Annotated in this window: 22 protein-coding genes, 1 tRNA gene and 1 pseudogene; 13 read left to right on the top strand and 11 right to left on the bottom strand. The window is 70.4% G+C overall.

Annotated elements, in window-relative coordinates; genetic code table 11:
- The first annotated feature begins 74 nt into the window (after positions 1 to 74).
- From SJY07_RS10250 to SJY07_RS10240, 3 genes are read left to right on the top strand one after another with little or no spacing between them, the layout of a single operon-like run.
- Positions 75 to 545, top strand: coding sequence for a phage holin family protein (locus SJY07_RS10250; RefSeq protein ID WP_328294373.1), 471 nt, complete (start codon positions 75 to 77; stop codon positions 543 to 545).
- Between the two features lie 15 nt (positions 546 to 560).
- The gene (locus SJY07_RS10245; RefSeq protein WP_380158845.1) at positions 561 to 1478 is read left to right on the top strand and encodes an alpha/beta fold hydrolase; all 918 of its coding nucleotides are present in this window, start codon (positions 561 to 563) and stop codon (positions 1476 to 1478) included.
- A gap of 22 nt (positions 1479 to 1500) precedes the next feature.
- Positions 1501 to 1854: a hypothetical protein gene (locus SJY07_RS10240; RefSeq protein WP_328294375.1), complete on the top strand. Its 354-nt coding sequence runs from the start codon at positions 1501 to 1503 to the stop codon at positions 1852 to 1854.
- A 4-nt stretch (positions 1855 to 1858) separates the two neighbouring features.
- Here SJY07_RS10240 and SJY07_RS10235 read toward each other — a convergent pair whose 3' ends face one another.
- The 4 genes from SJY07_RS10235 to nth are packed head-to-tail and all read right to left on the bottom strand — an operon-like array spanning position 1859 to position 4840.
- Positions 1859 to 2263 (bottom strand): hypothetical protein, encoded by a 405-nt coding sequence (locus SJY07_RS10235; protein ID WP_380158842.1) that lies wholly within the window; start codon positions 2261 to 2263, stop codon positions 1859 to 1861.
- A 5-nt stretch (positions 2264 to 2268) separates the two neighbouring features.
- A complete protein-coding gene (locus tag SJY07_RS10230; RefSeq protein ID WP_380158840.1) occupies positions 2269 to 3474 on the bottom strand; it encodes a MarP family serine protease in 1206 nt (401 codons plus the stop codon).
- Entirely contained in the window at positions 3471 to 4127 is a 657-nt protein-coding gene (locus SJY07_RS10225; RefSeq protein ID WP_380158838.1) for an NUDIX hydrolase, read from the bottom strand. The genes SJY07_RS10230 and SJY07_RS10225 overlap by 4 nt, the downstream gene beginning before the upstream one ends.
- Positions 4124 to 4840, bottom strand: a complete 717-nt coding sequence (gene nth, locus SJY07_RS10220) for an endonuclease III (RefSeq protein ID WP_380158837.1) — start codon at positions 4838 to 4840, stop codon at positions 4124 to 4126. Before nth ends, SJY07_RS10225 begins: the two co-directional genes overlap by 4 nt.
- 190 nt (positions 4841 to 5030) lie before the next feature.
- On the opposite strand from nth, the gene SJY07_RS10215 reads away from it, so the two are divergent.
- Both SJY07_RS10215 and SJY07_RS10210 read left to right on the top strand, forming a co-directional pair.
- Complete coding sequence (locus SJY07_RS10215; RefSeq protein WP_380158836.1) at positions 5031 to 5609, top strand: hypothetical protein; 579 nt, start codon at positions 5031 to 5033, stop codon at positions 5607 to 5609.
- Positions 5610 to 5747: 138 nt separating this feature from the next.
- Positions 5748 to 6473, top strand: coding sequence for a Crp/Fnr family transcriptional regulator (locus SJY07_RS10210; protein WP_328296251.1), 726 nt, complete (start codon positions 5748 to 5750; stop codon positions 6471 to 6473).
- Between the two features lie 103 nt (positions 6474 to 6576).
- Here the strand turns inward: SJY07_RS10210 and SJY07_RS10205 are convergent, their stop codons facing one another.
- The 4 genes from SJY07_RS10205 to SJY07_RS10190 all read right to left on the bottom strand — a co-directional run bounded on the left by SJY07_RS10205 (position 6577) and on the right by SJY07_RS10190 (position 8370).
- Positions 6577 to 7311, bottom strand: a complete 735-nt coding sequence (locus SJY07_RS10205; protein ID WP_380158834.1) for an MBL fold metallo-hydrolase — start codon at positions 7309 to 7311, stop codon at positions 6577 to 6579.
- Between the two features lies 1 nt (position 7312).
- On the bottom strand, positions 7313 to 7774 hold the full coding sequence (locus SJY07_RS10200; RefSeq protein ID WP_380158832.1) for a RidA family protein: 462 nt from the start codon (positions 7772 to 7774) through the stop codon (positions 7313 to 7315).
- Positions 7771 to 7935 (bottom strand): hypothetical protein, encoded by a 165-nt coding sequence (locus SJY07_RS10195; protein WP_328294383.1) that lies wholly within the window; start codon positions 7933 to 7935, stop codon positions 7771 to 7773. The genes SJY07_RS10200 and SJY07_RS10195 overlap by 4 nt, the downstream gene beginning before the upstream one ends.
- A gap of 81 nt (positions 7936 to 8016) precedes the next feature.
- A complete protein-coding gene (locus tag SJY07_RS10190; RefSeq protein WP_328294384.1) occupies positions 8017 to 8370 on the bottom strand; it encodes a WhiB family transcriptional regulator in 354 nt (117 codons plus the stop codon).
- 301 nt (positions 8371 to 8671) lie between these two features.
- Between SJY07_RS10190 and SJY07_RS10185 the strand changes: the two genes are divergently transcribed.
- Positions 8672 to 11131, top strand: a complete 2460-nt coding sequence (locus SJY07_RS10185) for a penicillin-binding protein (protein ID WP_380158829.1) — start codon at positions 8672 to 8674, stop codon at positions 11129 to 11131.
- Between the two features lie 96 nt (positions 11132 to 11227).
- Positions 11228 to 11912: pseudogene (locus SJY07_RS10180) on the top strand (GPP34 family phosphoprotein).
- Between the two features lie 81 nt (positions 11913 to 11993).
- Here the strand turns inward: SJY07_RS10180 and SJY07_RS10175 are convergent.
- Positions 11994 to 12461, bottom strand: a complete 468-nt coding sequence (locus SJY07_RS10175; RefSeq protein ID WP_328294387.1) for a GatB/YqeY domain-containing protein — start codon at positions 12459 to 12461, stop codon at positions 11994 to 11996.
- Positions 12462 to 12518: 57 nt separating this feature from the next.
- On the opposite strand from SJY07_RS10175, the gene SJY07_RS10170 reads away from it, so the two are divergent.
- From SJY07_RS10170 to SJY07_RS10145, 6 genes are all read left to right on the top strand, one after another.
- A complete protein-coding gene (locus tag SJY07_RS10170; protein WP_380158827.1) occupies positions 12519 to 13445 on the top strand; it encodes a metallophosphoesterase in 927 nt (308 codons plus the stop codon).
- A 75-nt stretch (positions 13446 to 13520) separates the two neighbouring features.
- Positions 13521 to 13597: transfer RNA gene (locus SJY07_RS10165), tRNA-Pro, on the top strand.
- A gap of 222 nt (positions 13598 to 13819) precedes the next feature.
- The gene (locus SJY07_RS10160) at positions 13820 to 14926 is read left to right on the top strand and encodes a DNA cytosine methyltransferase (RefSeq protein ID WP_380158825.1); all 1107 of its coding nucleotides are present in this window, start codon (positions 13820 to 13822) and stop codon (positions 14924 to 14926) included.
- Positions 14927 to 14976: 50 nt separating this feature from the next.
- Complete coding sequence (locus tag SJY07_RS10155; protein WP_380158823.1) at positions 14977 to 16164, top strand: NaeI family type II restriction endonuclease; 1188 nt, start codon at positions 14977 to 14979, stop codon at positions 16162 to 16164.
- A 110-nt stretch (positions 16165 to 16274) separates the two neighbouring features.
- Positions 16275 to 16664 carry a DNA mismatch endonuclease Vsr gene (gene vsr / locus SJY07_RS10150; protein WP_380158821.1) on the top strand — a complete coding sequence of 130 codons (390 nt, stop codon included), beginning with the start codon at positions 16275 to 16277 and terminating at the stop codon, positions 16662 to 16664.
- Between the two features lie 91 nt (positions 16665 to 16755).
- The gene (locus SJY07_RS10145; protein WP_380158819.1) at positions 16756 to 17295 is read left to right on the top strand and encodes a hypothetical protein; all 540 of its coding nucleotides are present in this window, start codon (positions 16756 to 16758) and stop codon (positions 17293 to 17295) included.
- A gap of 72 nt (positions 17296 to 17367) precedes the next feature.
- On the opposite strand, the gene xerC is transcribed toward SJY07_RS10145, so the two are convergent.
- Both xerC and SJY07_RS10135 read right to left on the bottom strand, forming a co-directional pair.
- Positions 17368 to 18534, bottom strand: coding sequence for a tyrosine recombinase XerC (gene xerC / locus SJY07_RS10140; protein ID WP_380158817.1), 1167 nt, complete (start codon positions 18532 to 18534; stop codon positions 17368 to 17370).
- Entirely contained in the window at positions 18534 to 18734 is a 201-nt protein-coding gene (locus SJY07_RS10135) for a helix-turn-helix domain-containing protein (protein ID WP_328294390.1), read from the bottom strand. Before SJY07_RS10135 ends, xerC begins: the two co-directional genes overlap by 1 nt.
- Between the last annotated feature and the right edge of the window lie 16 nt (positions 18735 to 18750).

Below are 18750 nucleotides of genomic sequence, written 5' to 3'. Positions count from 1 at the left end.
CGACGAACTCCTAGGGTTCTCCCCGGCGCACCGTCATTCGCGCGGTGCGCGCAGCCTGGGCCTAGGAGGACTCGATGACCACCCTGAACGACCGTCCCGTCGGTGCGCCCGAACGCACGATCGGTCAGCTCGTGGCCGACGCGACCAAGGACATGAGCGAGCTCGTCCGCTACGAGATCGCGCTGGCCAAGGCCGAGATCACCACCGACGTGAAGAACGGCGCCATCGGCGGTGGGCTCTTCGGGGTCGCTGCGCTCTTCGGCTTCGTCGCCTTCGTGTTCCTCGGCATCACCGTCGCGTTCGCGCTGCACGAGGGGGCCGGCTGGTCGATCTGGCTGAGCTTCCTGGTCGTCGCCGCGGCCATGCTGGTCGTCGCGGGCCTCGCCGCGGCCATCGGGTTCGGCCGCATCAAGCAGGTCAAGCCCCCGGAGCGCACGATCCGCACGACGAAGGACAGCATCGCCGCGATCAAGGCCGCCGCCACCGGCAAGCCCGTCGCCAAGACCATCACCGGTGGCCCGGGCTCGCGCAGCCTCGGGCACTGACCCCCGGGCCGAGGCGTGGGCGTCCGCTCGACCGACGTCTCGGCCGTCCTGGTCGAAGGACCGTGGCGGCACCGGTTGGTGGCCGCCCACGGTGCGCGGTTCCACGTCGCCGAGCTGGGCGAGGGACCGCTCGTCCTGCTGCTCCACGACTTCCCGCAGTTCTGGTGGGCGTGGCGCGCCCAGCTCACTGGCCTCGCGGCGGCGGGGTACCGCGCGGTGGCGATGGACCTCCGCGGTTACGGCGCCTCCGACAAACCTCCCCGCGGCTACGACACGCCCACCTCGGCCGCCGACGTCGCGGCCGTGGTGCGGGCCCTGGGGGAGCGCGACGCCGTCGTCGTGGGCCACGGCGTCTCGGGCCGCACGGCGTGGGCCCTGCCCTCGCTGCACCCCGAGCAGGTCCGCGGGATCGTCGTCGTGGGGGCCGCGCACCCGCTGCTGTCCCGCCACGTCCTGCTCGAGCGTCTCGGCGAGGGCGCCGGGCTCGCCACCACCCGGACCGCCTTCGCCCGTCAGCTGCCCGCCCTGCCCGAACGCCGCCTGCTGAGCGGCGACGGGGTCGAGCGGGTGCTGCGCGAACGTTCCGGTCCCGGCTGGCCGTCCGCCGCCGACGTCAAGCGCTACCGCGACGCGATCCGCGTGCCGTTCGTCGCCCACTCCGCGCTGGAGTACCACCGCTGGATCGCCCGTTCCGCCGTCCGCGCCGACGGCCGCCGCTTCGCGGCCGCCCTGCGCGACGGCGTCGAGGTCCCCGTCCTGCAGGTGCGCGGCGCGCTCGACCCCACGGTGTCCGCGGGGGCCCTGGACGCGGCCGCCCGCTTCGCCCACGGCCCGCACCGGGTGGTCGAGGTGCCCGACGTCGGGCACTACCTCCCCGAGGAGTCCCCCGAGCGGACGACGACGCTGCTCACCGGCTGGCTCGCGCGCTGGTGAGCGGCCCGGCAGCATCGCCGTCGTGACCTTCCACACGGGCAACGCCGACCTCGACGGCGCCGACGACGGCGGCTGGTTCTTCGGGAGCTTCATGGCCGGGCGGGTCCCCGCCCTGGCCAGCGAGCACGTCGAGGTGAAGTGGGCCCGGATGGCGGCCGGGTCGCGGGACGAGGAGTGGACCGCGCCGGAGGCGGAGACGTCCCTGTGCGTGCTCGTCGCCGGGTGGCAGCGGCTGCGCTTCCGGGAGGGCGAGGCCGTCCTGGCCACGCCGGGCGACTACGTGATCTGGTTCCCCGGCGAGGAGCACACCTGGGAGACCTCCCCGGTGGAGGAGACCACGACCCTCACGATCCGGTGGCCCTCGCGGGCCGGGTGACCGCTCACCCCAGCGCGCCCGCGACCGTCAGCACCGCCCCGGCCAGGCGCACCGCGTCGGCCCGCCGCAGCCGGGTGAGCAGGGCCGGTCGGGGTCCCTCCCGGCCGAGCCGGGAGTGCGTGGGGGCGGCCGCGACCGCGGTGCTCATCCCGCTCAGGACGGTCCCCGCGAGGGCCACCCACAGGTGCGGGGAGAAGGGCACCGAGACCGCGACCCAGACCCACGCGGCCAGCACGGAGCCGTAGACCACGGCCACCACGGGGGTGATCCGGCGGGAGTGGGCGGTGTGCGCTGCGGGGAAGTCCCGCGGCGGGGTCGCGGCGAGGGCCGGGTAGACGACGGCCGTGACCACCAGCTGGAACCCGAGGTGCAGGATCGCGGCGGCGAGCAGGGCCCCGGGGGCGTCCACGGCGATCACTCGGCCGTGCAGGAGCCGGTGGAGACCTCCGCGGTCCGGGAGCCGGCCTCGGCGAGGACCCGGTCGAGCTCCGTGGGGGTCAGCGCGTACCCGGTCTGCTCGTCGTCGAGGGACTTGGCGAAGACCACGCCCACGACCCGCCCGTCCGCGCTCAGCAGCGGTCCACCGGAGTTCCCGGGCCGGACCGTGGAGTACACCGAGTAGACCTCGCGGACGACGTCGGTGGTGTCGTAGATGTCGCGGCCCTGGGCCTGCAGGACCTCGCGGACCCGCCCGGGCTGCACGTCGTAGCCGCCGTCGAGGGGGAAGCCCGCCACGAGTGCCGTGTCACCCCGGGTGAGCTCGTCGGCGCGGGGCAGGGCCGCGGCGTCGAGGCCGGGGACGTCGAGGACGGCGAGGTCGAGCCCGGGGTCGTAGGCGACGACGCTCGCCGGGTACTGCCGGCCCACGCCGCCGGGCTGGACGAGGGGGTCGCTGACCCCCGCGACGACGTGGGCGTTGGTGACGACCCGCGCCGAGTCCCCGACCCGGTCGATGACGAAACCGCTGCCCTCCAGCCCGCGCCGGCACGTCGTCGCCACCCCGGTGACCTTCACGACGCTGCCCGCGGCCGCCTGCAGCCCCTCGGTGCCGGGGAGGGGGTCGGGCGCGGCGATGGGCGTGATCGGCTCCGCGTCGAGACCGGTGAAGACCCGCGGGAACCCGTTGGCCTGGGCCGCGGCCCAGAACGTCGAGAGCAGGCTGCCGGTGCTCACGGGCACGACGCCGTCGAGGGCCCCGACGACCCGCGACCCGGTCACGGCCTGCACCACCCGGGGCAGCGGAGCCGTCCGCGCCGCCCCCGCCACGACCCAGACCACCAGCAGCGTCGCGACGAGGCCCGCGACCGCGCCGAGCACGGCGTCGGCGAAGCGCGCCGGTCGCCAGCGGACGTGGGAGCGCAACCGGGCCCCGACGAAGCTCAGGACGAGACGGCCCAGCACGGCCAGCACCAGCGTCCCGAGCACCACCACGAGCGTGCGGCGCACCCCCGGCGTCCAGCCGGCGACGAGGTGCGGCAACCACGCGACCCCGACGGCCGCGCCACCGACCAGACCGACGAGACCCGCCAGCCCGATGAGCAACCCCTCCCGGTACCCGGCGACGACCTGGACCAGCACCAGCACCAGCAGGGCGACGTCGAGGACGTCCGACGACGTCACGCGCGGGCTCCGGCGCGGTCCAGGGCCTGCTGCAGCGTCAGCGCGGAACCCCCGCCCGCCTCACCGGCGGGACGGTCGAGGCCGCCGAAGGCCAGGACCCGGACGAGGACCTCGGCCGTGAAACCCCACACCAGCAGCCCGCGGACGGCGAACGCGGGCCCGACGTAGCCGCCCGGGCCGCGCAGGGTGAGCCGGGCGTCGTCGGCGAGCAGCTCCGACAGCGGGACGCGTTCCACCCGGGCCACCTCCTCGGGGTCGACCGGGCCGACCGGGGCGGGCTCGCGCCAGTGCGCGATCACCGGGGTCACCTCGTGACCGGAGTGGGCCAGCAGCAACGGCGGCAGCGCGCCCAGGACCTCGACCCCCGCGGGGTCCAGTCCCGTCTCCTCCTCGGCCTCGCGCAGCGCGGTGGCCGCGGCGTCGGCGTCGCCCGGGTCGCTGCGGCCGCCGGGGAAGGCGACCTGACCGGAGTGCTGGCGCAACGTCCCGGCGCGTTCGGTCAGCAGGACCTCCGGGCCGGCCGGGCCGTCGGCGAGCAGGACGAGGACGGCGGCCGGACGCCCGGTCCCGGTGCGCTCCACCCGCCAGTCCAGGTCGGCCACGGTGAGGGTCGGGAGCCGGGTGGCGAGCGGTTCCAGCCAGTCGGGGATCACGCCGTCGCCGCCACGGCGACACCCGGGGAGCCCTGCTTCACGAGCTTCGCCGCCCGCACCGGGTCGTTCTCGCCGATCCCCGCGGACGGGCAGAGCCGGGCGACCGGGCACGCGCCGCACGCGGGCCGGCGGCTGTGACACGTCCGGCGGCCGTGGAAGATCATCCGGTGGTTGAACATCGTCCAGTCCTGGCGCGGGATGAGCCCGGCCAGGTCGGTCTCGACCTTCACCGGGTCCTCGTGGGTGGTGAACCCGAGCCGGCGCGACAACCGTCCGACGTGGGTGTCGACGGTCAGGCCGGGGACGCCGAACGCGTCGCCCAGGACGACGTTGGCCGTCTTGCGCCCGACCCCGGCGAGCTTCACCAGGTCGGCCTGGCGCGGGGGGACCTCCCCGCCGTGCTCGGCGACGAGCTGGGCCGACATCTTCAGCAGCGCGTCGGACTTGGCCCGGAAGAACCCCGTCGCCTGGATCAGGCCCTCGAGCTCGGAGCGCTCGGCCGCGGCCAGGTCGGTGGCGCCCGGGTAGCGGGCGAACAGCGCCGGCGTGACCTGGTTGACCCGGGCGTCGGTGCACTGCGCCGAGAGGATCGTCGCGACCAGCAGTTCGAACGGGCTGGTGAAGTCGAGCTCGCAGTGCGCGTCGGGGTAGCGCAGCGCCAGCGCCCGGTGGACCCGGCGGGCTCGTCGGGTCCGGGCCAGCTCGGTCTCCACCCTTGGACCCTACGTCGGAGGGGCCGGGTGATCACCCGTCCGTCCCGGCCGGGGCACGAGTTCTGCACACCCTCCACGGGTGACCTCCGGAAACCGTTGCCCCGTGCCACAGGTGCGGTCGGGTGACGGGAGACGACCGGGAGGGTGACACCCCGTCAAGCGCTCCCGGGAGGGAGACGACATCCCTGGCATGCAGCACGACGGCGAACCCGACCGCACCTCCGAGATCGACCTGCTGGAGGCCTACCTCCGACCCGTCCTGAGCGGTGTCCTGGAGGACGCCGACGCGCTGCGCTGCCGCAACGCGGTCCGCGTCGAGCTCGCGGAGCTGCCGCTGCCCGCGCTGCGCCGCCGACGCGGGCTGCTGCAGGAGGAGCTGCGCCGCGTCCAGCACTGGAGCCGGCTCGTGCGGGCCCGCCTCGACCTGCTCGTCGCCTCGGCCTGCGGCCCGGAGGAGCTGCACGTGCCGCTCGAGGCCGCCGCGCACGGCGGCCCCCTCGACCGGCTGCTCTCCGGCACCACCGCGGGGGACACCCTGCTGCCCGACGTCACCGGCGCCCACGCTCTCGACCCGGCCCACGGCCTGCGCGGACTCCTCGTCCTCGAACGCCCGCTCGGAGCGCCCGGGCTGAACGAGCAGCTGCAGGAACTGTCCTTCGCCCAGCAGCGCCTCGCCGACTACGACACGGCCCTCCTGGCCGAACTGGCCGTGGCGACCGACGTCCTCGCGGAACGTGCCCGCGCGCTGTTCCACCGTTCCGGCGCCTAGTTCCGGCGCTTAGTTCCGGTACCTGAGGTCGCTCCCCACCGCTCCCTCGCCAGGATCGTGCGGCAGACTGTCGGAAGGCCGTGTCGAGGTGACGCGCGTCACGACAGCAGAGGAGGTCGGTCGGTGGACTACGGGCAGATCGACGGCGCCCCGGGTGCCGACCGGCTCGACGAACGCCTCGGCGACCGCCCCGGTGACGTCGTCCGTCGCGCCCCGCTGTTCGCCGCCCTCGACGACGAGGCCGCGGGCGAACTGCTGGAGACGATGGAGGCCGTCCACCTCGACCGGGGTGAGCAGCTCTTCGGCGAGGGCGAGCCGGGGGAGCGCGTCTACGTCGTGCGCACCGGCAAGATCAAGCTCGTCCGCAGCTGGCCCGACGGCCGGGAGAACCTCCTCGCCGTCCTGGGCCCCGGCGAGATGTTCGGCGAGCTCTCCCTCTTCGACCCCGGACCCCGCACCTCCTCGGCGCGCGCCGTGTCCGAGTCCGAGCTCATCGCCCTCGGCCACGACGACATGATGCGCTGGCTCGCCCGGCGTCCCGAGGTCGCCAAGCACCTGCTGCAGGCGCTGGCCCAGCGGTTGCGCCGCACCAACGTGACCCTGGCCGACCTCGTCTTCACCGACGTCCCCGGCCGCGTCGCGAAGGCCCTGCTCGACCTCTCCCGCCGCTTCGGTCGGCCCATCGCCGACGGTCAGCTCGTCGCCCACGACCTGACCCAGGAGGAACTCGCGCAGCTCGTCGGCGCCTCGCGGGAGACGGTGAACAAGGCGCTCGCCGACTTCGCCTCCCGCGGGTGGCTGCGGCTGGAAGCGCGGGCCGTCGTGCTGCACGACATCGAGCGACTGGCCCGCCGCGCCCGCTGACCCCGCGCGTCCCTCCGACGCGTCGCGCCCCCGGATCGCGCGGAAACAACACTTTCCGCCCTCGTAGAGGCTCCTCCGGGGCGGAAAGTGTTGTTTCCGCGCGCTAGGGGAGTCGCAGATGGGTGAGCTGGGCGCGGATCGAGAGCACGGCGGCGTGGGCGAGGGGGCCGGCGAGCTCGCCGTGCACGGCGAGGGCGACCTCCTCCGGCGTCGAGGCTCCCGCGGCGACGGCGGCGCGGACCTGCTCCAGCCGCTCGAGCCGGTGCGCCAACTGCGTCTCCAGAGCGGCGCGGGCGTCCGGGCGGGCGGGGCCGTGGCCGGGGAGGACGACGGTCGCGTCCAGGTCGATCAGCGTCCGCAGTGACGTCAGGTAGGCACCGAGGTCGCCGTCGTCGGCGATGACCGTGCTGCCGCGGCCGAGCAGGGTGTCGCCGGTCAGCAGTTCGCCGCTCTGCAGGAACACCGAGACCGAGTCGGCGGTGTGGCCGGGGGTCGCGACGACCGTCAGCGACAGCCCCGCGACCGCGTGCTCACCCGCGGTCCGCACGACCGGGGCGGGGTGCTCGCGCAGGAACTCCTCGAGCCCGCCGACGTGGTCGAGGTGGTGGTGGGTGGCGACGACGAGCGCCACGGCCCGTCCCGCCAGGGCCTGCGTGATCGCGGCCCGGTGGCCGGGGTCGTCCTCGCCCGGGTCCACGACGACGACGTCGGAGGAGCCGGGGGCGGCCAGCAGCCAGGTGTTCGTCCCGTCCAGCGTCATCGGCCCGGGGTTGGGCTCCAGGACGCAGGTGGTCCGGTCGGTGACCGGGCCACCTGTCCAGGGGCCGGGAGGGGTCACGTCAGGAACGGACCCGCACGACGATCTCGACCTCGACGGGGGAGTCGAGCGGCAGCACGGCCACCCCGACGGCGCTGCGGGCGTGCTGGCCGGCGTCGCCGAAGACCTCGCGGAGCAGGTCGGACGCGCCGTTGATCACGCCGGGCTGACCGGTGAAGGACGGGTCGCTGGCGACGAAGCCCACGACCTTGACGACCTGCACGATGTCGTCGACCGACCCGATCACGCTCGCGGCGGCCGCGATGGCGTTGAGCGCACACGTCGCGGCGAGCTGCTGGGCGGTGTCCGCGTCGACGCTCCCGCCGACCTTGCCGGTCACGGCGAGCTGGCCGTCGACGAACGGCAGCTGACCGGAGGTGAAGACGAGGTCGCCGTCACGGACGGCGGGCACGTAGGAGGCGACGGGCGCGGCGACGGCCGGCAACGTCAGGCCGAGTTCGGCCAGCCGCTCCGTCGTGCTCACGCGTCGGCGCCCATCGGGCGCTTGAGGTAGGCGACCAGGCCGTTGCCACCGGGTCCGGTGAGGACCGTCACGAGCTCCCAGCCGTCGGCGCCCCACTGGTCGAGGATCTGCTTCGTCGCGTGGACGATCAACGGGATGGTGGCGTACTCCCATGTCTTCATGGGCGCCAACCTAGTGGGCCCCCGGTCCTGAGGGACCGGGGGCGCTCACGGGTGGCGGCGACGCGCTCGAACGCCGCGTGCTCAGACGGCGGCGGGTACCCCGACCAGCGAGATCTCGGGCACCGCGGTGCCCGACCCGGTGACCTCGGCCCCGTCGATGCCCAGGGCCGCGTCCCGCGCGGTCTCGAGCAGACGGCGCCACGACTGCACGTTCGGACGGCGCTTGAGCAGCGCGCGCCGTTCACGTTCGGTCATGCCGCCCCAGACCCCGAACTCGATGCGGCTGTCCAGCGCATCGGCGAGGCACTCGGTGCGCACGGGGCACCCCCCGCAGATCTGCTTGGCGCGGTTCTGCGCCGAGCCCTGCACGAACAGCTCGTCCGCTTCGGTGGCCTTGCAGGCCCCGCGACTAGCCCATTCCAACGTCCACGCCATGACGGCCCCTCCCGTCGACGCCCCCCCGGTCCGGTGCTCTGCGAGCACCGGCTTCCCCCCGGTTCAGCGATACCTGTGAATCCCCCTGAGTGCCCCACGTCGGGCACGTCTGCAGCGTAGGCTCGGCGAGGGACTCTTCCCCAGAGCATCTTGTGATGAACATGGGTAGTCACTTCGAGCTACCGACTCGTCACCCACACAGATCAACGCAGAGTTGCGTTGCGGTCACGATCCTGCGGAGCGCTCGCGGAGGACCCGTGGATGCCCCGATCCGGAACGGCCCGGCGCTTACCCTGTCGGCATGGCTCCTCCCCCCACCGCTCACCGGCGGCGTCCCGTCCTGCGGCTGCTCGCCGCCTTCGCGGCCGTCAGCGCCGTGGCCGGTGTGCTCACGGCGGGGCTCGTCGTCCCGGCCGTCGCGTTCAGCGGCAGCCTGACGAGCGCGGGGGTCGACCTCTTCCAGGAACTGCCGGCAGACCTGGGCGACCAGTCGCTGTCGGAGGCTTCCACGATCAAGTGGGCGGACGGCACGGTGATGGCCAAGGTGTACGACCAGAACCGCAGCGTCGTCTCCTACGATCAGATCGCGCCCGTGATGCGGGACGCGATCGTCTCGATCGAGGACGACCGCTTCTACTCCCACGGTGCCATCGACACCAAGGGCATCGTTCGTGCCCTTGTGTCCAACGCAGGCGGCGGCGGGACGCAGGGTGCCTCGACCCTGACGCAGCAGTACGTCAAGAACGTCCTCGTCCAGCAGGCGGTCCAGGCGGGCGACAGTCAGGCCGCCGCCGCGGCGGTCGAGGCCAGCGGCGTCGACGGGTACGCCCGCAAGCTCCGCGAGATGAAGCTCGCGGTCGGGGTGGAGAAGGAGATGTCCAAGAACGACATCCTCGCCGGCTACCTGAACGTCTCGTACTTCCAGAACAACGTCTACGGCGTCGAGGCTGCTGCGCAGTACTACTTCTCGAAGTCCGCCGCCGACCTGACACTTCCGGAATCGGCCCTCCTGGCAGGGATGGTGCAGAACCCTGCCGCGTACAACCCGGTGAAGTACGGAGATGCCGCCGTGAAGCGGCGCAACATCGTCCTGGACCGGATGCTGGACCTCGGGAAGATCGACAAGCCGACTCACGACCAGGCTGTGGCTGCGCCGTTGGAGCTGCACACGAACCCGAGCCGTCAAGGCTGCCTCGCAGCGGGGAGCGCCGCGTACTTCTGCGAGTACGTCGTGCACGTGATCGAGAGCGACCCGACGTTCGGTGCCACCTCGGACGACCGCATCAAGCTCCTCCGGAGCGGCGGTCTGTCGGTCACGACGACACTGAGCCCGGCCGTGCAGCAGATCGCCCAGGACGCGGTCAACAACGGTGTCAACCCGGGTCAGGCGGCCCGCGCCGCGGCGTCGGTCGTCGAGCCGGGGACGGGCAAGATCCTGGCGATGGCGCAGGACACGACCTTCTCGCCCGACGATGACCAAGCCGGCGTCACGACGCTGAACTACAACGTGAACCAGGCGATGGGCGGAACGGAAGGTTTCCAGCAGGGGTCCACCTTCAAGGCGTTCACCCTCGCCACCTGGCTCAAGGCCGGCAAGTCGCTGGACTCCACCGTCGCCGCCCCCAGCTCCGGGAACGACCCGTTCAGCGCGTTCACCGCGTGCGGGCAGAAACTCCGTGGCGGGAAGTACCCCTACTTCAACGCGGAGACGAGCAGTTCCGGCGTGATGAGCGTGCGTGACGCCACGAGGAACTCCGTCAACACCGCGTACATGTCCATGGAGAAGCAACTCGACCTCTGTGACATCGCGAACACCGCTCAGTCCTTGGGCGTCTACAAGGGCTCACCGACCCCGCTGGACACGGTCAACAGCAATCCCAAGACCTACGACCTCGACCGGTTGCCCTCGATGACGTTGGGGACGAATCTGGTGACCCCCCTATCGGTCGCAGGTGCCTACGCGGCCTTCGCGGCGGAAGGCAACTTCTGCAAGCCGACCGCGATCACCGAAGTGCTCGATTCCGACAACAAGCCGCTGAACATTCCGTCGGCGGACTGCAAGCAGGTTCTGGACGTCAACGTCGCCCGCAACGTCACCGAAGCCCTGCAAGGTGGTTGGAACAGCGGGACAGCTGCATCGGTGAAGCGACTGGGGCTGCTGGACGGTCGTCAGGTCGCCAGCAAGACGGGGACGACGAACGGCAGCCAGAACGTCTGGTTCGCCGCTTACACGCCTCAGCTGGCTGCCGCGGTTTGGGTCGGGCACCACGAGGGGTACAAGACCCTCAACCGCGAGCGCATCAACGGTCGGCGCTATTCGCAGGTCTTCGGCGCGACGATCCCCGGTCCCATCTGGGCACACATCGTCGGCCCCGCGTCGAACGTCCTCAACCTGCCGAAGGCGACGTTCACCGACGGCACCAACCAAGGCCTCAAGACGACGACGATCGACGGCAGGATCAAGGTCCCGAGCGTCGTCGGACGTAGCGTGTCCTCGGCCAAGAGCGCGCTGCAGGCGGCCGGTTTCCAAGTCAGTGTCTCCAGCAAGACCGTCACCTCCAACGTCGACGCGGGCCTCGTCGCCTCGCAGAGCGCCCGCTCCGCCGCGGCCGGTGCCACGATCACCATCACCCGCAGCTCCGGCCCGGCACCGGTCCCGACGCAGGAGCCGTCGGCCCCGCCATCGAGCGACAGCCCTGGGATCCAGCTCCCGACGGAACTGCCGCCGCTGCCCGACCTCCCCGCCCTCCCGACGAACTGAGGGACGGAGACGGGCCGGACGGGGGACTCTCCCCGTCCGGCCCGTCCTCCTTTCGGGGGGTGGACCCACCCGTCGCGTCCTTGGTTGGCTGGGGGCGTGGACACACCCCTCGTGGACGACGTGACCTTGCTCCTGCTGAACCCGGAGACGGGGCGTCCGCTGACGGACGCGACCCGCCTCCGCGCGGTCCTGCCCGGAGCCGTGCTGCTCGACCTGGCCCTGCGGGAACGGCTCGAGTCCGAACCGAGCCGCTGGGGGGGGCGAGAAGGTGCGCGTGCGCGACGCCTCGCCCACCGGCGACGTCGTGCTCGACGAGGCCCTGCGGAGGCTGGGAGACAAGCCGACCGCGGCCCGCACCGCAGTCCAGCGGCTCGGTGGCGTCAAGTTCGGTCGTGCCGTGCGGGACCGGATGGTCGCGCGCGGTCTCGTCCGCCACGAGGCGGGCGGGTTCCTCCGCTTCGCCCGCGACCACCCCGAGCCGGGCGCGCGCAAGGCGCTGGTGGCGGAGGTCGCGTCAGCGTTGGGCGACGGTGCCGACGTCACCCCGCACGCGGCCGCGCTGGTGTCGCTGCTGCAGTCCGTCGGCGCGATCCCGAAGGTCGTCCCCGAGCTGGGGCTCTCCCGCCGTCAGCTCACCGACCGGGTGCAGCAGATCGCGGCCGGGATGGCTGAGGGGGAGTGGGCCGGGGAAGCCGTCTCCGCCGCCGTCCGCGCCGCTCAGGCCGCGGTCACGACGGCGATCATCACGAGCACCGTCGTCACGACCAGCGGCACCAGCTAGCGGCCCCGTCCCGCGCGGAAACAACACTTTCCGCCCCTGCGAGGGCCCCTCGAGGGGCGGAAAGTGTTGTTTCCGCGGGTCTCAGGCCTGCAGACGGGTCCGCACGGCGGTGGAGACGCGCTTGCCGTCGGCGCGGGCCCCGACCTTCGGCTTGAGCTGCGACATGACGGCGCCCATCGCGCCCATGCCGGTCAGCCCTTCCGCCGTTGCGATGAGCACGGCCTCGTCCACGAGGGCGTCGAGTTCCTCGTCGGTGAGCGGGGTCGGCAGGTAGGTCTCGATGACGGAGAGCTCAGCGGTCTCGCGCTCGGACTGCTCACTGCGTCCGGCGTCACCGAAGGCCTGCGCGGCCTCGCGACGCTTCTTCGCCTCGCGCTGCAGGACCGCGATGACCTCGTCGTCGGAGAGCGTGCGCGCCGACTTCCCGGCGACCTCCTCGGAGCGGACCGCCGTGAGGACCATCCGCAACGTCGCCGACCGCAGCTCGTCCCGGGCCTTCATCGCGGTGGTCAGGTCGGCCTGCAGGGAGTCCTTGAGGGTGTCGCTCATGGGGCGATCCTCCCACCCCGCCGCGACCCGTTTCCGCCCTCCGGCGAGGATGACCGGATGCCCACTGCAGCGCGAGTCCTCCACCTGGCCGCCGGAACCGTCGGCGTCGGCGCGCTGGCCGGTGCCGCCGGCGTCGGCTACGCCGCGGGCTACGAGGTCCGCGCGTTCGTGCTCCGGCACGCCGTCGTGCCGGTCCTGCCCGTCGGTGCCGCGCCGTTGCGGGTCCTGCACCTCTCCGACCTGCACCTCGTCCCGCGCCAGCACCGCAAGCGCGCCTGGGTCGCGGCGCTCGCCGACCTCGAACCCGACCTCGTCGTCACGACCGGCGACAACCTCGCCGCGCAGGACGCCGTCCCGGCCGTGCTGGAGACCTACGCGGGGCTGTTGGAGCGTCCGGGGGTCTTCGTGCTCGGGTCCAACGACTACTGGGCCCCGAAGCCGCGCAACTGGTCGAAGTACCTGCGGGGTCCGTCGGACGGTGGTGCCGGCGACGAGGCCGTCCGCCTGCCGACCGACGACCTCGTCCGTGGCTTCACCGACGCCGGCTGGGTCGACCTCGACAACGTCCGGACCCGGCTGACCGTCAACGGCCTCGACCTCGAGTTCGTCGGCGTCGACGACCCGCACCTGCGCTACGACCGCTACCACGACGTCGCCGGCCCCGCCGCGACCGACGCCGACCTCACCATCGGCGTCACCCACGCCCCCTACCGCCGCACCCTCGACGCGATGACCGCCGACGGCGCCGGCCTGCTCATCGCCGGCCACACCCACGGCGGCCAGCTCTGCGTCCCCGGCTTCGGGGCCCTCGTGACCAACTGCGACCTCCCGCGGAAGCAGGCCTCCGGCCTGTCCCGCTGGTCCGCTGCCCGCCACGACGCCTGGCTGCACGTCTCCGCCGGCCTCGGGACCTCCCCCTACGCGCCGCTGCGCTTCGCCTGCCGCCCCGAGGCGACGCTGCTGGAGCTCGTGCCCCGCCGCTGACCTCGTGGTCTCGGGGACCCGGCTGGGTGGGCTATCCTCTACGAGGCCGTGCAGTTCGGCGGCCGTCAGCAGCATCGGGGTGTGGCGCAGCTTGGTAGCGCGCTTCGTTCGGGACGAAGAGGCCGCAGGTTCAAATCCTGTCACCCCGACCAGCAAGACCGCAGGTCAGAGGCCCGGAACCGCATCAGCGGGGCCGGGCCTTCGTCGTGTGCGTGACTGACTGCGTGACTGTCCCGGCGACACCGAACCCGTGGCTGTGATCAGGAGTCCTGAGGCTCTGCTCCACGCGGAGCGAGCTTGTGGACGGGTACAGCGGGCTCGGGTGTGCGGCGTGCCGGCCCTGGTGTGTCGTACGCGTGTTCTACGCTTCCGGCATGTCGGGACCTACCACGATCGACCTCTTCGCCGGGTGCGGCGGCATGACCGTTGGCTTCACCCGAGAGGGCTTCAAGCCGATCCTTGGCGTCGAGTTCAACAAATGGGCCGCCGCTACCTATGCAGCCAATTTTGGTGTCGATCACACGTGGTACGGCGACATCAACGACTTCCCCGATGACAAGATCCCGGACGCCGATGTCGTCATCGGTGGCCCGCCCTGCCAAGGGTTTTCTAATCTTGGCAGCAAGGACGTCAATGATCCACGCAATCAGCTGTGGAAGCAGTACATGCGCTTCGTGCAGGTTGCCAGGCCCGATGTCTTCGTGCTCGAGAACGTTCAGCGGTTCAGTGCCGCCAGTGAGTTCCAGCTGCTGTTGGCCGAGGCCGATCACGGGATGTTGAAGGATTACCACCTTGAATGGGGTGTTCTGCTGGCGGCGGACTACGGAGTCGCACAGCGCCGCCCACGCACTATCGTGATCGGTTCTCGTAAGAACAAGTACAAGACGCCGATCAAGTTGCCTGTTCGCACCCATTCTCGGACGCCACTCAGTGAGGAACGGCCCTGGGAAACGGTGCGTAGTCGGATCGCCGGTCTTCCCGAAAAGCCGGAGTTTACCGACATGCCGGCCTCTGTCACCAACTTCTTCGGCATCGACATGCCGGGTGTGTTCAAGGGTGTAGATCTGCATTTCGGCCGTAATCCGCGTCAGCTGTCCTTGGACCGGTACAAGCATGTTCCGCCTGGTGGTGGTCGATTCAATGTCCCCGATCACCTGCTCCCTCGCTGCTGGCGCGACAAGGCCACGGGTACGACCGACGTCATGGGTCGGATGCGGTGGGACGCGCCATCCCTGACCATCCGCACCGAGTTCTACAAGCCCGAGAAGGGGCAGTACCTCCACCCGCAATGGGAAGAGGGGCGGGAAGACCGCCAGGTCAATCGCGTGATCACCCACTATGAAGCGTCTTTGCTGCAGGACTTCCCCAAGGACTTCTTGTGGGTTGGCCCCAAGACGGAGATCGCTCGTCAGATCGGTAACGCGGTCCCTGCCGGCCTGGCCCAGGCAATCGCCCATCAGATCAAGCAACACCTGGTCTGACTCGGCGCGTCGTCGCGACAGAGAGCACGCAGGCCGGCACGGTCCGCGATGTGCCCGACTTCGATGACGCGCTGTTCGACCTGCCAGAGGCTCCCGTTGAGCCGTCGATGGATCGTGTCGCGTCGGACATCGCTACCGACGGACAGATCAGGCGTCGCCGCAATAAGTTCAAGGTGTACGCGACGCCACATGAGCGGATGTCGTCCAATACCCCGTTCCCCGTGTCCAAGTGGTCCAAGGTGCCTTCGGACTTGGCTCGATTCGAGCTTTGGTTCGAGAAGCTGGCCTCCAGTCGGGAGCGCTTTCGTTGGGCGATACGGGACTCGTTGGATGAGCTGATGGACGGCCAGCGCACCGGTCGTTGGTGCTACCAGCATCTGTCCAAGACTGAAAAGACGCACCTCGGTACGGTCATCGAGGTCAATCTGACCAAGGAATTCTCGATCCCCAATGGGGAGGACATCGACTGGCGGGTCGCCGGCGAAGACCTCGACTGCAAGTTTTCCAAGGATCTCGGCGGGTGGGAGATTCCTATGGAGATGTACACCTGCGAAGAACATGGTGATCGGGCTGGCAAGATGGACCACCCGGCGCTGTTGGTGTGGGTAAACGATGATAAAAGTCAGTGGGCCGCCGGTCTTCTTCGTTGTCGGGATGAAATCTTGAGGTGGAAGACCGTCAAGGGGGGCTCCGAGAGGCTACGGGCCTACAATCGCGACAACAAGCGTCGAGTAGGCGCCGACTCCATGTCGGAAATCTACTGGTTCTGGGGCGGCCTCCAAGGCGACCTCCCCGAAAATACGCTTTTGCATATGGATGCCGATGTAAGGAGTCGGGTGCTCTCTGCGGGAATGTCCGGCCAGCAAAGGGTCATCAGTCTGTTCCGTGAGATGCAAGGGGTCATCGTGCGTCGTCCCATCGTCCTCACGGTGGGGCAGCAGGATGACGCTCCGAAACGGGTGCGAGATGCCCGACTTCAATTGGCCGGGGAAGGAATCATTATTCTGGGCCACCTCAGGCCGTACCCGATGATTGCGCAGACGTTGGGTCTTCCCGTGCCGATCAAGGGGGAGTGGCTCTCGGTGCGCTTGACGGCCGTCGACGCGTCAAGCGACCGGCCCAAGGTCTATTACGGGGACACCTGGTGGGCGATTCACGAGGAGGGCGACCCGACTGGTCCGGTCCCGCTCGTTCCCGACAGGCACCTGTCGCAGCCGGCGGCGGTCGAGGAGCAGTAGATAGGAGCCTGACAGGATCGAGAAGGATGACGTCCACACCAGGTGCCACGCCGGCTCAAGCCAGGAGCGCCCGAGGAGCCGCCCCATCTGCGCCCGGAGTCTCCGACCGGATGCGTCGTCAGAAGACCCGGGACACCGAACCCGAGCTACGACTGCGGCGGCTCCTCCATAATCGGGGCTTGCGATACAGGGTCGACTATCGGCCGACTCGGGACATCCGACGGCGAGCCGACGTCGTCTTCACCAGGACCAAGGTCGCTGTCTTCGTTCACGGCTGCTTCTGGCACGCCTGCCCTCTCCACGCGACCCAGCCCAAGGCCAACGCCCAGTGGTGGGCCGACAAGCTCCGTCGCAATGTGGAGCGGGATCGAGAGACGAGAGAGGCCCTCGTAGCTCGAGATTGGATCGTCCTCGAGTATTGGGAGCATGAGGACCCTGCGGCTGCGGCCGACGAGGTCGAGGCTGTCGTTCGCGAGAGAGGAAGGCGGTCCCATGCCTGACTTCGCTACCCGCCTACAGCTAAGCCTAGTCATTCAACACTGCGCTGGCGGGCGCACGGCCGACCGCATGCGCCGGTCGGCTCTGATGGACATGGACACGCAGGTCAAGCTGCACATGCCGCCATCGGGCGAGCTTGAGCTGACAACCGCCGAGTTCGAGCTGCACAGCGCTGTCGATGCCGCTCGAGTGCAGGAGGCTCGAGACCGCTTCTGGGTCGCCACGATGGCCGTTCTCACTGCAGCCGCCAACGTCTCCAAGCTCGCCTGGGGCAGCAGGGGCAGCACGCACATGGCCGAAAGAAACGCCCTTCGATCCCTTCTGAGCCTCACGCCGGGCTCTCCGTTGTACAGCCGGTACGTCCGCAACCACTTCGAGCACTCGGACGAGAGGCTCTTCGAGTACGTCGATCAGCTCGGTCAACGGCCGGCCTCGCCGCAGATGTTGGCCCATTTTCTCTTCGCCACGGATGAAGAGGCGGCAGTACTGCCGGTCACCGATGTCTTCGGGCGTTGGAACCCTGACACGGATGAGCTGACCTTCTGGCAGGACAAAGTGCATGTCGGGAGCGTCGTCGTCGAGCTGGCTCGGGTGGCCCGTGAGGCCGAGACGCAGCTTGTCAGGACTACCTGACGGGCTTGCGCGATGCCTTGAAAGTTCTGAGGCGAGTGTCCGGTGCTTGGCTTCCGGACGTCCTGCTATGAGTTACTCCGACAGGGCGCCGTCGAAGATGCTGTCCATGACGATCGCGCCGGATTGCAGGACAGGCCGTATCTGCTTTCGGTAGACAAGCTCGGTGACTGCGGTGCTGCTGTGTCCGACGAGCCGTGAGATCTCCTCCAAAGGCACACCGCTATCCGACAACAGCGACACGAAGCTGTGGCGCAGTTCGCGGGGCGTCCACTCGGCCGGATCAACGTCCTCAGCGGTCGCGATGGCAGCTCGGAAGTCACGGCGGACATGTGATGGGTCGAGGGCGGTGCCGTTCTTAGACGTGAAGACGAGACCGGTCTCGACCCACCGCTCACCGGCGTTCACACGGTCTTGTTCCTGCTGCGCACGTTGGGCGCGTAGGGCCTCAACACAGCGCCGGGGGAGCGCGAGGGTGCGCCGGGACTTGCGGGTCTTGGTGTCCCCACCCGACCGCACGGAACGCCACACCGCGACATGCGCCGGAACAGGTGGCATCACATTGGAACGACCGGCGAGGTCGACGTGGTCCCAGCGCAGCGCCCGCAGCTCCTCGGTGCGCGCCCCAGTCAGCATTGACAGCACGACGTACCCCCGGAGCCGCGTCGACTCCACCGCCCGCAACACGGCGTCAGCCTGCGCCATGGTGAGCGCTTTTGACGGCCGGCCGGCCTTGCCCTGCGGCACGCTGCACAACGCGACCACGTTGCGCTTCACCTTGTCCCGGGCCATCGCCCTCTTCACCGCCCGGTTCAAGACCGAGTGGATGCCCTGCAACGTGCGGGTACTAAGGGTTTGCGCCTTCCTGGCCAACCAGCGGTCCACGTCCTCCGCGCTGAGGTCACGGAGACGACGGGCCCCCATGTCCGGAATGACGTGCGTGCGGGCGAGGATCCGGTTCGTGGTGACGGTCGTCTCCGACCGACCGTGCAGGCCGTAGGCGAGCCAGTCCTCGACCGCCTGGGCCACGGTGTAGTCGTTCGGGGCGATTGCCAGGCCATCGTCCTGGTCGCGCAGCACCTCCTTCAGCTTCGCCCGAGCCTCGGTCTTCGTCTTGCCGCTGCCGCGCTTCACGATTCGCTTGCCGGCGGGGGTGAATCCCAGGCTGACGCTGGCGATCCAGCGCTGCCGCTTCTCGTCCCAGTGCAGACCGCCCTCACCGCGACCACGACGAGTAGGCATCAGGCGGCGTCCTCGAGAGAGGCGATGTACTCGACCAGCGCCTCGTAGGGGATGAGTCGGGTGCGGCCCTCGTGCACCGAGCGCAGACGGCCGGAGCGCAGGAGTTCGAAGATGACACTGCGGCTCAGGCTGAGCGCGTCGGCAGCGTCCTGCACGCGGTACAGGAGACGGGTGGGGGCGGTGCGCTGCTCGTGGTTCATCGTGAGTCCTTTGCGA

Source organism: Kineococcus sp. R86509, assembly GCF_042466365.1.
In the GTDB taxonomy this organism is placed as follows: domain Bacteria; phylum Actinomycetota; class Actinomycetes; order Actinomycetales; family Kineococcaceae; genus Kineococcus.
Note: the sequence above shows the minus strand (reverse complement) of the source record. Positions and strands in the feature narration are given on the sequence as shown.

Coding starts and splice junctions, on each gene's coding strand:
- SJY07_RS10175 (WP_328294387.1), bottom strand. CDS start 12,461: ATGAGCGACACCCTCAAGGACTCCCTGCAGGCCGACCTGACCACCGCG.
- SJY07_RS10250 (WP_328294373.1), top strand. CDS start 75: ATGACCACCCTGAACGACCGTCCCGTCGGTGCGCCCGAACGCACGATC.
- SJY07_RS10160 (WP_380158825.1), top strand. CDS start 13,820: ATGTCGGGACCTACCACGATCGACCTCTTCGCCGGGTGCGGCGGCATG.
- SJY07_RS10185 (WP_380158829.1), top strand. CDS start 8,672: ATGGCTCCTCCCCCCACCGCTCACCGGCGGCGTCCCGTCCTGCGGCTG.
- SJY07_RS10135 (WP_328294390.1), bottom strand. CDS start 18,734: ATGAACCACGAGCAGCGCACCGCCCCCACCCGTCTCCTGTACCGCGTG.
- vsr (WP_380158821.1), top strand. CDS start 16,275: ATGCGTCGTCAGAAGACCCGGGACACCGAACCCGAGCTACGACTGCGG.
- SJY07_RS10215 (WP_380158836.1), top strand. CDS start 5,031: ATGCAGCACGACGGCGAACCCGACCGCACCTCCGAGATCGACCTGCTG.
- SJY07_RS10170 (WP_380158827.1), top strand. CDS start 12,519: ATGCCCACTGCAGCGCGAGTCCTCCACCTGGCCGCCGGAACCGTCGGC.
- SJY07_RS10190 (WP_328294384.1), bottom strand. CDS start 8,370: ATGGCGTGGACGTTGGAATGGGCTAGTCGCGGGGCCTGCAAGGCCACC.
- SJY07_RS10145 (WP_380158819.1), top strand. CDS start 16,756: ATGGACACGCAGGTCAAGCTGCACATGCCGCCATCGGGCGAGCTTGAG.
- xerC (WP_380158817.1), bottom strand. CDS start 18,534: ATGCCTACTCGTCGTGGTCGCGGTGAGGGCGGTCTGCACTGGGACGAG.
- SJY07_RS10195 (WP_328294383.1), bottom strand. CDS start 7,935: ATGAAGACATGGGAGTACGCCACCATCCCGTTGATCGTCCACGCGACG.